10 protein-coding genes and 1 pseudogene are annotated in these 14,064 nt (G+C 60.2%); 8 read left to right on the top strand and 3 right to left on the bottom strand.

Going from position 1 to position 14,064, the window contains the following annotated elements:
* Nucleotides 1-696 precede the first annotated feature (696 nt).
* Nucleotides 697-927, bottom strand: a pseudogene (locus tag ACZ9BX_RS33840) (type IV secretory system conjugative DNA transfer family protein); the annotation flags it as partial.
* A 466-nt stretch (nucleotides 928-1,393) separates the two neighbouring features.
* Here ACZ9BX_RS33840 and ACZ9BX_RS33835 point away from each other — a divergent pair.
* From ACZ9BX_RS33835 to ansP, 4 genes are all read left to right on the top strand, one after another.
* Entirely contained in the window at nucleotides 1,394-1,621 is a 228-nt protein-coding gene (locus ACZ9BX_RS33835) for a hypothetical protein (protein ID WP_027514000.1), read from the top strand.
* A gap of 115 nt (nucleotides 1,622-1,736) precedes the next feature.
* Nucleotides 1,737-2,459: a hypothetical protein gene (locus tag ACZ9BX_RS33830; RefSeq protein WP_476222738.1), complete on the top strand. Its 723-nt coding sequence runs from the start codon at nucleotides 1,737-1,739 to the stop codon at nucleotides 2,457-2,459.
* A gap of 106 nt (nucleotides 2,460-2,565) precedes the next feature.
* On the top strand, nucleotides 2,566-5,328 hold the full coding sequence (locus ACZ9BX_RS33825) for a hypothetical protein (RefSeq protein WP_476222736.1): 2,763 nt from the start codon (nucleotides 2,566-2,568) through the stop codon (nucleotides 5,326-5,328).
* A 245-nt stretch (nucleotides 5,329-5,573) separates the two neighbouring features.
* Nucleotides 5,574-7,058 carry an L-asparagine permease gene (gene ansP / locus ACZ9BX_RS33820; RefSeq protein WP_476222735.1) on the top strand — a complete coding sequence of 495 codons (1,485 nt, stop codon included), beginning with the start codon at nucleotides 5,574-5,576 and terminating at the stop codon, nucleotides 7,056-7,058.
* A gap of 65 nt (nucleotides 7,059-7,123) precedes the next feature.
* Here ansP and ACZ9BX_RS33815 read toward each other — a convergent pair whose 3' ends face one another.
* On the bottom strand, nucleotides 7,124-10,246 hold the full coding sequence (locus ACZ9BX_RS33815) for a LysM peptidoglycan-binding domain-containing protein (protein ID WP_476222733.1): 3,123 nt from the start codon (nucleotides 10,244-10,246) through the stop codon (nucleotides 7,124-7,126).
* Between the two features lie 349 nt (nucleotides 10,247-10,595).
* Here ACZ9BX_RS33815 and tnpA point away from each other — a divergent pair, with 349 nt between their 5' ends.
* The 4 genes from tnpA to ACZ9BX_RS33795 all read left to right on the top strand — a co-directional run bounded on the left by tnpA (nucleotide 10,596) and on the right by ACZ9BX_RS33795 (nucleotide 13,245).
* Nucleotides 10,596-10,958: an IS66-like element accessory protein TnpA gene (tnpA, locus tag ACZ9BX_RS33810; RefSeq protein WP_132568908.1), complete on the top strand. Its 363-nt coding sequence runs from the start codon at nucleotides 10,596-10,598 to the stop codon at nucleotides 10,956-10,958.
* Nucleotides 10,955-11,302 (top strand): IS66 family insertion sequence element accessory protein TnpB, encoded by a 348-nt coding sequence (tnpB, locus tag ACZ9BX_RS33805; protein WP_006204819.1) that lies wholly within the window; start codon nucleotides 10,955-10,957, stop codon nucleotides 11,300-11,302. Before tnpA ends, tnpB begins: the two co-directional genes overlap by 4 nt.
* 72 nt (nucleotides 11,303-11,374) lie before the next feature.
* The gene (tnpC, locus tag ACZ9BX_RS33800) at nucleotides 11,375-12,940 is read left to right on the top strand and encodes an IS66 family transposase (protein ID WP_132568907.1); all 1,566 of its coding nucleotides are present in this window, start codon (nucleotides 11,375-11,377) and stop codon (nucleotides 12,938-12,940) included.
* Complete coding sequence (locus tag ACZ9BX_RS33795; protein WP_132568906.1) at nucleotides 12,940-13,245, top strand: hypothetical protein; 306 nt, start codon at nucleotides 12,940-12,942, stop codon at nucleotides 13,243-13,245. Before tnpC ends, ACZ9BX_RS33795 begins: the two co-directional genes overlap by 1 nt.
* Before the next feature lie 41 nt (nucleotides 13,246-13,286).
* On the opposite strand, the gene sctT is transcribed toward ACZ9BX_RS33795, so the two are convergent.
* Complete coding sequence (sctT, locus tag ACZ9BX_RS33790; RefSeq protein WP_476222732.1) at nucleotides 13,287-14,063, bottom strand: type III secretion system export apparatus subunit SctT; 777 nt, start codon at nucleotides 14,061-14,063, stop codon at nucleotides 13,287-13,289.
* Between the last annotated feature and the right edge of the window lies 1 nt (nucleotide 14,064).

The raw sequence follows: 14,064 nt of genomic DNA, 5'->3' as shown, positions 1-14,064 counted from the left end.
TGACGAAGGCAGCTATCGTATCCTCGTTGTAGTTATACACATCCTCGCGCGCCGTGGCGGAATGGAAATTAGGACGAGCACGATGGCGTCCCCAACCGAGATCGCAGCGGCGCTGTTGCAAAGATCGAGAGCGTGTACGGAACGGGATCATGGTTGCCGTTACAGACAGAGAGACCCCCCACCCGCCCCATCATCGAATAGAAAAGTGCTCGCCACGCAAACACAGACGAGCACTTTGCCTATCGGGTCCGCCAAGACGGATAGCGGAGGAGGAGCCCTCGCAACTGAACTAATCACAAAGGGGCGACGAGAGTCTCGTGACACGGGCGTGAAGCAACCCTTGATAGGCGATTATCTGCAACTTGCACGCAAAGATTGATTCATGCAGAATCGCTGCGGTGGAACGGTAGCGTCGAAGGCGAGATCATGACCGACGCGTCACCGGAACCGCCGGTGGTGGAGGTTCAATACGCCGATGCGTGGGGAGTGGCACTTTCAACTGGATATTCTCTACCGAGCAAGCCCGTCTCAAATTGGCCAAAGCCTATCCAAAACCAACCACCAAAGAGTCATAATCCCTGTGCAGGGCCATTAGTGCGAAGCGGCAGAAGAGCAGTGAGAGCGCTCCGGAGCTGGCAGTCAGACAAAGTACACATCGAAACATAGACCCTGATCGTTCATCGATAGCGCTACCGGTCAGAGACTTGTTTTGACGAAGCGGTTGGCCTTGGCGGCCTCGTTCATGTCCTTGCGCCGAAAATAGATCGTTCGCCCGCAGCGCATCGGGCTGTGGCCTTGGACGATAACGATCTGTTCATCCTTTCGCATCGACTGCGTGATCTCGTGCGGCATGATCAGCGGCCTTCGCTGAAAATTCACGCGCTCCGATTGGCGCGACCCCATGGCAGAACTGCTCCAGCCGACATTGCTATAGCAAAGCCGTTCCAACTACATGGGAGAAGTGAGCCTCATCAACAGGCAATTGGACCTACGCAGTTTGAAGCAGCAGTCACGAGCCGATTCCGCGGCCCTCGTCATTCCTTTGAATAGAGCTCCAAAAATGTGCGCCCCCGACCCTATTACTCTCCTAAAGATTGCAGCCAGAAACCGCTAACGGGCGAAACGGAACCCCTTGGAATGCATCGCGCGCGGGAGTGTCGCAAAACTCGGCTGAGGGTGGAAAGTGAGGGAACCATGGCGCCTATTATGCCACTATATGGGGTAATATTTGCTCATTTCTCTATATATTTGCAATCACTAATAGATATTATAGTCTCTTTTCATCTTTGCAAACGTATCGTATGGAGAACGTCTCAAGTAGCGAGCCGAGTAAACGAAACGCCTTTCAGTAGGCATAACTCCACCACGATCGACGCACGCAGGGGAGGTAATCATGGCGTTCACTTTGGAGGTCGTCGGCAAAGGGTTTCGGCTGAAGAACGCCGACAACATCCGCGAAATCGACGTCTCGCCGCAACAGGTAAAGGCTTGGCGGGAGATATTCGCCGCGCTGCCGCAGCATTCATGGTCATCGGAAGCGTCAAACGACAGAGCCATCGATGACAAGGGCATGAACACATCTATCGGCGACCATGCGCGCATTGCATACGGCATCCACTAGGGTGCCCATCCCCAAGATCCTGACGTTCTCAAAGGGCGGCACCGCCGCCCTTTGATCTGCATTCTGCGGCACTCTTGCCGATCCGAGTTTCAAAAAACGGAGCAGGGAACAGCTGATGTCTTTGATCAATTTCTTCGCACGCAACCGTTTCGTACGTCCTGACTCGTCGAAGCCGTTCGACTCGATCATCGATCAGACGCCAAAGAACGGCAAAAAGAACGAGCTTCCACCCGCACTGCCGTGGAATGGCGGTCCGTCCGGCATCGTCGAGCGCCAGGTGGAGCCGGGGCTTTGGCCATTCCGCATCTACGAGGAGGCGGGCATCGACCCGAATGATAACAAGGCGCTGAACGAGCAAACGGCGGCGACGCCCGAGCTCGACCCAATGGCTTTCGGTAACCGGCCGTCGGCGAGCAAAGAGGCAGACAAGGCGCTGGAGCAGGGAGACGATGTTTTCGTCCTGAGCCCGGAACGGCTGGACCTGCTCGAAAAGCAGCGAACGGCGCTCGGCACGGCCAGCGACAAGGCCAAGAGCGAGACCGATCGAGACAAGGCGAAGGACGATCTCGTGGTCGCGATCGCCGAGGAGGTAGATCAGGCCTCAAAAAGCCTCGGAACGCCGAAGTTCGGCACGGACAAGAACAACGACAAGAAGCTCGACGTGAGCGAGGTGAGCGATCTCATCCGCCCCATGGCCGAGCGGGCACCGGACGACCCGATCTTCATGGAGGCACTCAATCAGGTGCGCGACATGAAGGAGAAGGAGTGGAAAAGCCGACGGCAAGACCGACGATCAACTCGGACGCATCGCAAGCCTCGGCGACAAGAAGGACTATGACGCGGTCGCCAGGGAGACAAAGGATCAACTCATCGATGTTGCCCTTGCCGCCGGTAGCGAGGAGGGTGCACAGGTCACTGCGCTCACGAACCGCGCCTCGATCTATGTGGGCTACACCGCCGGCGACCCGGAGAAATACGCCGCCGCTCTGAAGTCGGGGATCAAGGACGCGCTTCAGGAGGTGCGTGTCGATCGCCAGGTCCGCGATCTCGAAAGCGCCTATGGAAAGGGAGGCGTCGAGGGTGCCGAGAAATTCCTCGCCAAGCTCAGCGAGAAGACCGACCGCACCCATGCGCTTCCGAGTTTCGATACCTCCGGCAAGGCATCGGGAGATATCAAGAAGCTGCTCGATCAATCGAGCGGCTCGCTGATCGCATCGGACCCTCGCGTCCGCAAGATGATCGACCAGTCGATCGACAGCATCGCCGCTTCGGGAATCGACGGAGACACCAAGGCAAAGATCAAGGCTGTGCAGGATCTCGCTGTTGCCTCGCAGAACATTCTTTATGGCGACGGAAAGAAAGCCGGCGCGGGCAAGGAGATCGTCGACCATATCGCCAATCGCCTCGTCGACAAGATGAACACTGATCTGCCCGACAGCGACTTCAACGTGCTGTCGCATCAGCGGATCTTTGACATTTTGAGCAGCGAGGACGCAAAGGGCGGCGGCACGACGCTGTTGACCGCGATCGCGGCCCGCACGGCCGAGCTCGGAAGTGCGAGGAGCGACGATCTGAAGGGCAAGGGCGAACTCGGCTACAATGAATATCTGGAGCAGAACTCCGACGCCCAGTGGGCGGTCCGCCGCAGCATCGAGAATTTCGGCAATGTCTCGAAGGGGCAGGACGAGAAGATAACGACGCTCTACAACGAGCTCTATCATGGCCTGTCTGGATGGAATGGCGTCAAGCGCGACGAGCCGGTTTCGGGCGCTACCCAGCTCGCCCGCGACATGGAGGCGATCGATAACCTCAGCCCGGAGAACAAGCAGAAATCCAAGGATCTGGCGAAGGAAGGCGAGGTCCGGCAGCAGCTCTGGGAGCAGCAGGAGAGCATCGATCTCGCCCTCAAGATGTACGAGGCGCCGCTCAACAAGGTCGGTGGCCTCAATACGGAGGCGCCGATACCGTCGCTGTTCGGCACCGGCATCATGATGACGAAGTCGAAGTCGATCAGCGAGGCGATGAAGGGCCTGCCGGATATGCCGAAGAACGAAGGTCCGGATCCCTACGCCAATGTGGAAAAGGGCGGCGATCCTGCCGCTACCGGCACGATCTGGGTGGAGCGCTCGGCGCGCGCGCTCGCGACCTTCGCCGTTACCGAAACCCTCAAGGGCCGTGTTGGCGATATCCACACGGCCCTTGCGGAAAACCAAATCCAATCCGCTTTCGCAAACGGTGGGGCGGGCTTGAGCAGGGCGGAGCAGGACGCCGTCACGAAGTATATCGAGGGGAAGGGAGACGACAAGAATCCCGACCTCAAGAAGTACGTCAAAGACGTGGTGGACAAGATCGGCGAGGGCCGCCTCAAGGATATCGTGGCCGGCCGGGTCCAAGCGACCGACACCGAAAAGGCCCAAATCCAGCAAATGCAGAGGCTCAATGTCGGGACCAACGTGATCAACAGGGTTTCGGGAGGAGGCAGCGCGATCTTATTCGGGCGTAACCTCGACGCGCTGGGCACGACCGGCGACGACATGGTCTATTACGTGCCGCACGCCATGATGATGATGACGGCGGCGAAGACGGCACTGATGCCGAACGCCCGCGAGATAATCCTTGGCAAAGGACCTGATGTCCCGACGACGGCAGAAGCGAGGATCGACGCGATCAAGGAGCGCGTCAACAGCAGCGGTCTCTCATCAAGCCAGAAGAAGGTCTGGAGCGGCGCGTTGAATTCGGGGCATTTCCTTCGCGGCACTGGCATCGACGCGCTCTACGTCGGAGCGGATCTCAGCAACGCCATCATGCAGGGCACAGGTTGGATCGTCGGAGACAAAGCCGACGGCGTCAAGGCGACGGGCTACGGCATTGCAACGGTGAGTGATGCCATGTTCGCAGCCGCTGGTGGAGCCGGTGCGCTCGAAGCGAAGGCGGCGAACAACGGACTGGTGCGGCTCATGAGGCGGCTCGGTCCGCTGAAGTTTTCTGGCGTTGCTGCGGTGCTGCAGCTCGCCGGCGCCGGCATTGTCCAGGGCCGGAGCGCCTATAATGCCTCCCATACCTATGACAAGGCGGATGCGGACGCGATCCAGGTGATGTTCGGCGTGAAGGATCGCAAAGTCGCCGAGGCCCTGGCGGACCACAATGATCTTCTCGATGAAGGGGTCATGGGCATCTTGCAGACGGTCTTCCCCGGTGATGAACATTTGATGGGCGGAGACAAGGGGACCCGCAGTGCCGACGCTGTTCTTACGGGGACCTACGGCGTCGAGGGATATACGCGGGCGCGTCTTGGCAAGCTCTTCAATCGCCTGACGCCGGAGCAGGCGACCGAATTGTCCGAAACCATTCGCGACATGACAGCCGATAGCAAGGGTAAGCTGCCGGGTACGCAAGACGATCTGAAATACCTGAAGCTTCCGGTCGATCCAGCAAAGGCGGACCTGTCGGACTACCCGACGGTGACATACAACGCTGAGCGCAAGCGCTACGAAGATTCCGTGACGACAATGTATTGGGACGGCAGCCAGTGGTGGATGCCGCAGAAGAAGATTTCCGCGGAGGATGCGATGCTGCCGAGCGACGATCCATTATGGTACCGACCCTCGGACGGCACGCTGATGCATGAAAATGCCTTTGCCTCGTACGTAGAGCCGCGCAGCACCGAGGGACTGAAGGCGTGGCTCAGACGAAAGGGTTATCTCTAGGGGCCGGCCCTTGCTGCGCCCACCGTCTTGTGCGGGTGGGCGCTGCTGGCGGAAGCGCAAAGGCGGGGTTCAGCGTCGATTGACCGAACCTCGCTGCCGCCCGAACCGGAAAATCAGAGACAAACCAGGGACAACCCACGCACGGCTGAGGATAGAGCAGTGCGCCTTGGAAACGGCGTGCCTGTACGGAGGAAGCGGCGCGCAGCACGGACCGACAAATTGCCAAGAAGGAGGAAAGAGTTCTGATGACTGTCATGGAAAAGTCGCGACCGGACGATGCAACCGCCGTCTTCGACAAGAGAAGCTGGCTGGAGTCTCATGAGGCCGACTATCACAAGGCACTCGGCAATCGCCAGGTGCAGATGATCGCGATTGGCGGGGCGATCGGTACGGGGCTGTTTCTGGGCGCCGGCGCCCGTCTGCAGGCCGCAGGTCCATCGCTGGCGATCGTCTATCTCGTTTGCGGCGCCTTTTCCTTTCTCATCCTGCGCGCGCTTGGCGAACTGGTACTGCACCGGCCGAGCAGCGGCAGTTTCGTCTCCTATGCCCGTGAGTTCCTCGGCGAGAAGGCCTCCTTCGTGGCCGGTTGGATGTATTTTCTCAATTGGGCAATGACCGGCATCGTCGATATCACTGCCGTTGCTCTCTATATGCACTACTGGGATGTCTTCGCCGGCCTGCCGCAATGGGTCTCGGCGCTCGGCGCGCTGCTGATCGTCGGCTCGATGAACCTTGTCGGGGTCAAGTGGTTCGCCGAGATGGAGTTCTGGTTCGCCCTCATCAAGGTGTCGGCGATCTTGCTCTTCCTTGCCGTTGGGTCGTTTTTCCTTGGAACCGGCATGGAGGTCGCCGGCAGTGCCACCGGTCTGCATCTGATCAGCGAGAACGGCGGGCTCTTCCCGAACGGCCTGCTTCCGGCGCTCGTGCTCGTGCAGGGTGTCGTCTTCGCTTTTGCCGGCGTCGAACTGGTTGGTACGGCGGCCGGTGAGTGTTCAGACGCGAAGACCATCCTGCCGCGTGCCATCAACAGTGTGATCTGGCGCATCGCTCTGTTCTATGTCGGCTCGGTCGTGCTTCTCGTCTGCCTGCTGCCCTGGACCGCCTACAAGTCAGGAGAGAGCCCGTTCGTGACATTCTTCGGCGCACTCGGCATACCCGGCATCGGCACGGTGATGAACATCGTCGTGCTTACTGCAGCCTTGTCGAGCCTGAACTCCGGCCTCTATTCCACCGGCCGCGTGCTGCGCTCGCTGGCGCAAGGCGGTTCCGCGCCGGCGTCCCTTGCAAGGATGAATGCGCAGGCGGTGCCGCATGTTGGCATACTGGTGACCCTTGCCATCTACGTCTTCGGCGTCCTGCTCAACTATTTCGTGCCCTCGCATGTGTTCGAGATCGTCCTCAACGTCGCCTCGCTCGGGATCCTGAGCACCTGGGGTTTCATTATCGTCTGCCAGATGGCCTTCCGCCGGGCCGTTGCCCGCGGCGAGGTCGAGGACGTGCCGTTCAAGATGCCCGGTGCCCCGGTCACCTCGTGGCTGACGCTTGCCTTCCTTTTCGGGGTCGTGGTGCTGATGGCGCTCGACTATCCGAACGGGACCTATACCGTCGCCTCGATCCCCTTCGTCGCGCTGGCGCTTTGGGGCGGATGGAACTGGGTCAGCAAGCATCGGCGGACGCAGACGCCGGCGACGCTGTCCGACGTAATGCTGGCGCAGCAAATGCGTCAGTGACCACCATATTCCTCAAGGGGCGCCGTCAACCTGGCGGCGCCCCTTGATCTTAAAGGAACGGCGCATCAGGCCACGGGAATTCCAATTCCCAATTCGACGAGGACCACGTCGATCTGCTTTGCCGAGGAAGGAGCGGCATCCCCGTTTCTGATCTTGTCGGCCAGGCTCGGTATATAGACCTGCCCGCTGATATAGCGCTCATTCAATCGCTGCGCGTCCGTGTAGCTTCCGTCTGAGCCGGTGGTCGCCGGCAATTTCGCCGGATCGCCGCCGAACTCGTCGAGCGTACGGTGCAGATTGTCGCGCAACTTTTCCAGCCCTTCCTTCGGAATGCTGTTCAGCCAGTCGATAAAACGTTGGCGATCGGCCGGCTGATCGAGACGATAGCCCTTCAGTTCCGCGTATCTGGCGAGGATCGGCACCGGGCTGTGGCCGTCGCCGCTCTGGTCGACGAGCGCGCCGGCGGTGGTTTCGTCGAGCTCGGAATGGGCGAGGAAGCGCTTTGAGGTATCCGTCATGTATTTGTTCGAATCGCGCGTATCGGCAACGATCATCTGGGAAATCACCGCGGCGCCGACGATGACGAGACCGGCCGGACCGAACATCGTGCCGGTGCCGAGAGCCGCCATGATGGTTCCGCCGGCTGCTGCGGCCGAAAGGCTGCCCATGAGCGGGTCGCCGGCCTTGAAGTAGTCGAAGGCCACCCACGCATCGAACCCGCCGCTCAGCGCCCCGAGAAACTTGACGGCCGGCCTGCTGCTGCTGCCGAAATGCTTGACGGCGGCGGAGCCGGCGTTGAGACGGTCCATTCCGCCTAGAATCTCCACCGTTCGCTGGCCGAGCCCGACCGCATCGATCACCACTTTCAGATCGTTTCTGAGAGTGGGGTTGTTCTGCGCCACAGTCGCCGAATTTGCAACGCTCGCTCCCGTGGCCGCAATGCCGATGAGCCGCAGCATCTGGCCAGGGCCGGTCGTGTTCGCAAACGACCTGACGCCGCTCGAACTCTTCAGATCGTTCAGGTCGTCGTTGAGGGTGGCCATCTTTGCGCGGGATTGCTCGACCGTCTCGCCCGGCTCGGGCAGGGACTTGGCGACCGCATCGATCGCCCCGTCCATGTCGGCCTTGGGAATGCCGAGCATCTGCGAGAGCTTGCCCTGCTTCAGCGCCTCAAGACTGTTCCGGGCTTTGCCAAGTGCGGCCGGATCGCCGGATTGCAGGTCGGTGAAGGACGGCAGGACCTTGTGACGGATGATCTGGGTCGTTGCCTCTTCGGCGAGCTTCCTGCCCCGGTCGGTCAGGCGAGCCTGAGCGCCCAGCAGGTTCAGCGCGGCCGGACTGTCGAGCAGCGCCGGATTCTTCTTCATTGCGATTTCGACCGCCATCGCGGTCTTTTCGTCCGACAAGATCTTGCCGATCTCGTCGTTGACGACTTGCTGCTGCGAGGCGAGTTCCGGCGGAAGATTGCCGAGTGCCATCAATTGCTGCAGCAGTTTTTCGCCGCTTGCTGCGATGTTGTCCTCCAGACGCTTTTCTGTTTTGGCCCATTCCGGGCCTTTCTCCGTCTTGTAGTCCTCGATCGCCTTGGCGAGTTGCTCGGGGGTCATGGTCCTTCCGTGGTTGGAAACCAGCCACTGCAGCTCTTGCATATGCGCCGAATAGGCAATGACGTCCTGGTTGACCTTGGCGGCATATAGCTTCACGTTTGGAATGATGTTCCGGACGACGAAATCGGGTGAGACTGCCGCACTCTTGGCCGCGACGGCAATCGGGTAGTCGAGGCGGGAGCCGTTGCCGATCGCCATCGGTATGGAGTTCGGGTGATAGCCGCCGATCTCGGCAAAGCGCTCGACGATTGCATCGGCGCCCGGACTGCCGCCGATGCGGTCGATGATCGTCATCATGTCCGCCTGGCCGTTCATTCCGATCAAGTCGCCGCCGATCTTTTCCTGCTTCCTGGTATTCGCCGCCTCGATGGTTGGCATGGCGGAAGAGACCAGCTCGACGGCAAGCTGCGGATCGGCGCCGGCGGTCAGCCGTTCGAGATTGGCCATCGTCGTTGCGGCATCGCCCTGATCGCTCATTCCCTTCCCAGGTTGGTAGTCTGCGAGCGGCTTCGATGCCCAGCTGGCGGCCTTGTCGACCAGGGCCTTCCCATCCTCGGAGCTGAGAAGGACGCGCTGTACCTCAGGCGTGGCCGAACCGTAGGCTGAAGAGAGTTTGCGGAACGCTTCGTCCGGCCCTCCAGCAGCGTTTGCAGTGTCGATGATTGTGCGTGCCTTGGCCTCAGTATCGACGCCGGCATGCGTCGAGGGGCGCAAGCTGACATTCAGCGCTTTCGCGGTATCTTCGATCGCCATCCGGGCGGGTGCCGCATCGGTCCAGTCGCGGTCGTAAAGGCGCTGCAGCGTCTGGGAGCGCTCTTCCTCCGGCAGCTTTTCGACATAAGTCTTGAGGTCCTTGGCGATCTCGCCGGTCTCCGCCTGATAGTCGATTTTCGGGTCGTCGGAATACTGGATCCGGTTGCCGCGATCATAGATCTCGTCTGCTATCACCGATTCCCCGTCCGTCTTGAGGCCACGTTCCTCGATCGCCGCCTTGACGGCGTTGCCGGCTGGGCCTGCATCCAGCCAGTCGCTGTCGATCAGCCTGAGGGCTGCGGCCTGCCGCTCTGCCTTCGGCAGGTTGTCGAGATAGGCTCCGACGTCGCGCTGCATGTCCCTACCTTCGGCGGCATAGTCGATCTTCGAAGGGTCGTCGGCATAGGCGAGCTTGTTGCCGCGGCCATAGAGATCATCGATGAAGGCGGCCTCGCCCTTGGGCACGCCTTTGCCGTCCACGGGACCTTGCGCGACGAGCTCGGGCGAGGCGAGCGGCACGATCACCACGTCATTGGGGTCGATCGCCGCCGTGTTCGCCGTCAACTTGATGCGGTTGGCGGCCATGAGGTCGTCGAGGCTGACATGGTTTTCGTTGGCGATCTGCGAGAGACTGTCGCCCTTCTCGACGACAATCACCTTCTCGGTACCAGGATCGATCGTCTTCGGCCCACCTTGCTCGGCCCGCTCGCGCACGGCCTGGTTGATCTGCTCGATGAAGAACCGGCGCTGCTGGTCGGAAACGCCAGTGGCGCGACCGCCGCTTGCGTCGTAACGGTTCCTGCCGTCGATATCGATGCGATAGGACATGGGGCGTGATCTCCTTGGCTTTATGCGGCACGCGAGGAAGGCACATCCGGCCGAAAGCGCCGGAAGCGAACTTGGTCTCTGAAATCAAGACGCTGGTCGTTGCGCGCGAGCGCGCGGGGCCACTATGGCGGGCCTACTTAATGATTTGATGACAAGGGCCGGATTTCTTGCGCCGCGGGCGAAGGCCTCTATCGAGACGCCGTTCCAAGGAGGCTTCGCAGCATCGCTGGGGCCTCTTTCAGGATGTGAGCGTCCGGTGAGCGGTTTTTGCTGATCGGGCAAATCAGGCGATGTTCTGGCATTAGAACCAGCATTAGTGCTGACATTAATACCAGATCAAAGAGGTTTCATGGCTCGAATTGAGATCATGTCCGGTACTGAGCGCAGACGGCGCTGGTCGGACGAGGCGAAACTGAGGATATTGGCGGAGGCGGATGAACCTGGCGCTCGCATTGGTGATGTGGCTCGCCGGCATGACATTCATCCTGGGCAGATCCGCTTGTGGCGGCAGTCATTCAGCTATGTTGACCGACCGGCGATGTTCCTTCCGGTTGAGATCACCGAGGAGGTGGGCGTAAGCCAGGCGTCTACCACGCTGCCGAGGCCAGCGGTTGTCGAGATCTTGCTCCGAAACGGTCGGTGCTTGAAGGTTCCGATTGACGTTGAACTGAAGCTGCTTATGTCGCTGGTGGCCTGTCTGGAGGCGGCATGATCGGGCCTTCGGGGAATGTGCGTGTCTATCTGGCCTGCGGGGTGACGGATATGCGGCGTGGCATTGATGGTCTATCGGCGCTGGTCGAGACGGCGATCAAGGAGGCACCGGGCTCCGGCGCGATCTTCGGCTTCCGCGGAAAACGCGCTGATCGGATCAAGCTTCTTTGGTGGGACGGTCAAGGGTTCTGCCTGTTCTACAAGATTTTGGAGCGCGGATACTTTCCCTGGCCGACGGCGAAAGAGGGCGTGGCGCACCTGACGCAGGCGCAGCTTTCGATGCTCGTTGAGGGGATCGATTGGCGACGCCCGGCGTGGACTTCCGCTCCCGGTCGAACGGGATAAAAGCTATATTTTGCAGGGGCATCCGGGGTATATTGGTGGCGTGCCAGGGGCAAATCGGCTAGATTTGCGGGTATGGAAACAGCGCCGCTGGACAGTCAGGACGAGCTAACTGCTTTGCGCGCACTCGTCGCGGAACAGGCGGCGAAACTTGAGAGCCAGGAAGCCGAGGTCATCAAGCGCGACTCCATAATCGGGCTGTTGCGGGCACAACTGGAATTGCTCCGACACCGGCAGCATGGCGCGTCTTCGGAAAAGATCGACCGGAAGATAGAGCAATTCGAACTGATGCTGGAGGAGATTGAGGCCTCCCGTGCCGAGGCTGAAATGCGCTCCGGGAAAACTCCTCTGCCGGAGTTGGACGACGCGCCGGACAAGCCGAAGCGCAAACCATTGCCCGATGGTCTTCCCACCGAAGAGTTGGTCTATGCGGCCCCCTGCAATTGCCCGACCTGTGGTGGCACATCGTTCCTGAAGGCCGCCGACAGGGTGGTCCAGGTGTTGGAGCACGTGCCGGCGTCGGTCAAGATTGTCCGCCATGTCGAAAAGCGCATGATCTGCAGGGAGTGCGATACGACGGTGGCTGGCGAGATGCCGACCCTGCCGATCGAGCGCGGCAAACCCGGACCGGGACTGCTCGCCCATATCATGATCGCCAAATTCGACGATCACATCCCCCTCTACCGCCTGTCCGAGATGTACGATCGGTTGGGGATAGACATCTCCCGATCCGTAATGGCTGACTGGGTCGGCCGCGTATCGGGTCTGCTTGCGCCGCTCGTCTTTGCTATCAGGGCCCATATCGCCGCGCTTGACCGAATACATACGGACGATACCCCCGTCGATGTTCTCGACCCCGGACGGGGCAAGACAAAAACCGGCAGGGTCTGGGTCTACGTCTTCGACGGCAGTGGCTATCAAGCCGCCACTCCCGGTGCCATCGCTTATTACTATAGCCCTGACCGCAAGGGCATGCATCCGGCTGACCACCTCGCAAACTTCAGCGGTGTGATGCATGCCGATGGCTATGGGGGTTACAAGAAGCTCTACGGCAACCAGATCGTCGAGGCCGCCTGCATGGCGCATGTGCGCCGCAAGTTCCATGACGTGATCAAGCTGAAGCCATCGCCGATCGCTGACGAAGCGCTATCGCGCATCGGCGCGCTCTACGATATCGAGGATCGTATCCGCGGCATGCCGGCCGACCAGCGGCGTACACTGCGCCAACAACACGCCAGGCCCATTCTGGAAGAACTGAAGGTCTGGATCGAAGAGACGCTTTCGACGTTGCCGCAGAAGCAGAAGCTGGCCGAGGCAATGCGATATGCCCTCTCTCGATGGGCAGCGTTGAGCGTTTACATCGACGATGGCCGTGTCGAAATCGATAACAACATAGCTGAACGAGCCATGCGTCCACTTGGAATTGGAAGGAAAAATTGGCTCTTCGCCGGCTCGGATAAGGGCGGTGAGCGCATCGCCAACATCCTGACCATCATCGAAACGGTCAAATTGCACGGCCACAATCCGGAGGTCTATCTGACAGACGTCCTGACCCGGATCCAGGATCACCCCAAGGGCCGACTTGAGGACCTATTGCCCTGGAACTGGACGCCAGCGAAAGACCGATGCGAGGTTGCGTGATGGCACGCTCGAGGTTCATCTACACGCTCAAGCAAGTCGCCGTCATGATCGGCGAGAACCTCGAACTGATCGAAGAGGTGACCGCCAACTCGGACAACATCTCCGAGGGCGAACTGGTTTACGTCAGCGATGGCAGTGAAGATGGCACGAAGCGTCTGACCGAGAATGGTATCGACGAACTTCAAAATCTCCTAACCGACATAAGGACGTGGGATGGTGGTATCCACCAGTTCCTCGTCGACGAACAATGCGACCCCGAGATCATCGAGCGCGTCATGGCAGATGAAATGAAACGCGTCCTATAGCTTCGCTCCCTCAACCACGCGAAAATGAGTTCACCGGACGCTCACTTCAGGATGGCGAGCTCTGCAACCATGTATTGCAGGAGATAGTTGAGGTAGAGGACAATCAGCACAGCGAAGATCAGGTTCTTGACTGCCAGGGAAAGATCAAACACGTGCAATTGCGGCGACATGCGCGACAAGTAGGCGAGCATGAGGTCCGCGATCAGCAGGGCGAGCACGATCGGTGCGATCAAAAGAACGCCGGTCTGCATGATCCGGTCGAGGATCGCGAGCACCGCCATGGCCGCCCCGGAGCCCAACGTCGGCGAGAAGCTGGTCACAGGCCATATTTCGTAGCTTCTGTAGAATGTGTCGGCGAGGAGCGAAAAGCCGCCGGACTTGAAAAACAGGGCGACCAGCGCCAGGACGAAAAAGGTTCCGGCGATGCTGGTTTCTGTCGCTTGCAGCGGATCGACGAGCTGCGCCGATGTCGAGCCTCGCTGCAGGTCGACGAGATCGCCGGCGACCTCGGCCGCCCAGAAGGGGATGCCGAGCACGACGCCAAGGATGACGCCGATGATGATTTCCTTCAGGATAAGACCGGTCACCATCAGGGTCGAGAGGCTCTGCCCTTCCGCGAGCGTTGTCGTGAAGCTTGGTATCAGCGGCAAGGCTATGGCGATCGCCACGCCCGAGCGGATCAGCCCCGTAAGGCCGAGCCGCACGAAGGCAGGGGTGACGACGATCATGCCGAGCGCGCGCGCCATCGCAATGGCTGTGCCCGCAAGTACCGGATAGATGGTGTCGAACAGCGCTGACGTGGTGGCGAGAAAGTCCACG

It is taken from the genome of Rhizobium sp. USDA 3886, from assembly GCF_056279785.1.
Note: the sequence above shows the minus strand (reverse complement) of the source record. Positions and strands in the feature narration are given on the sequence as shown.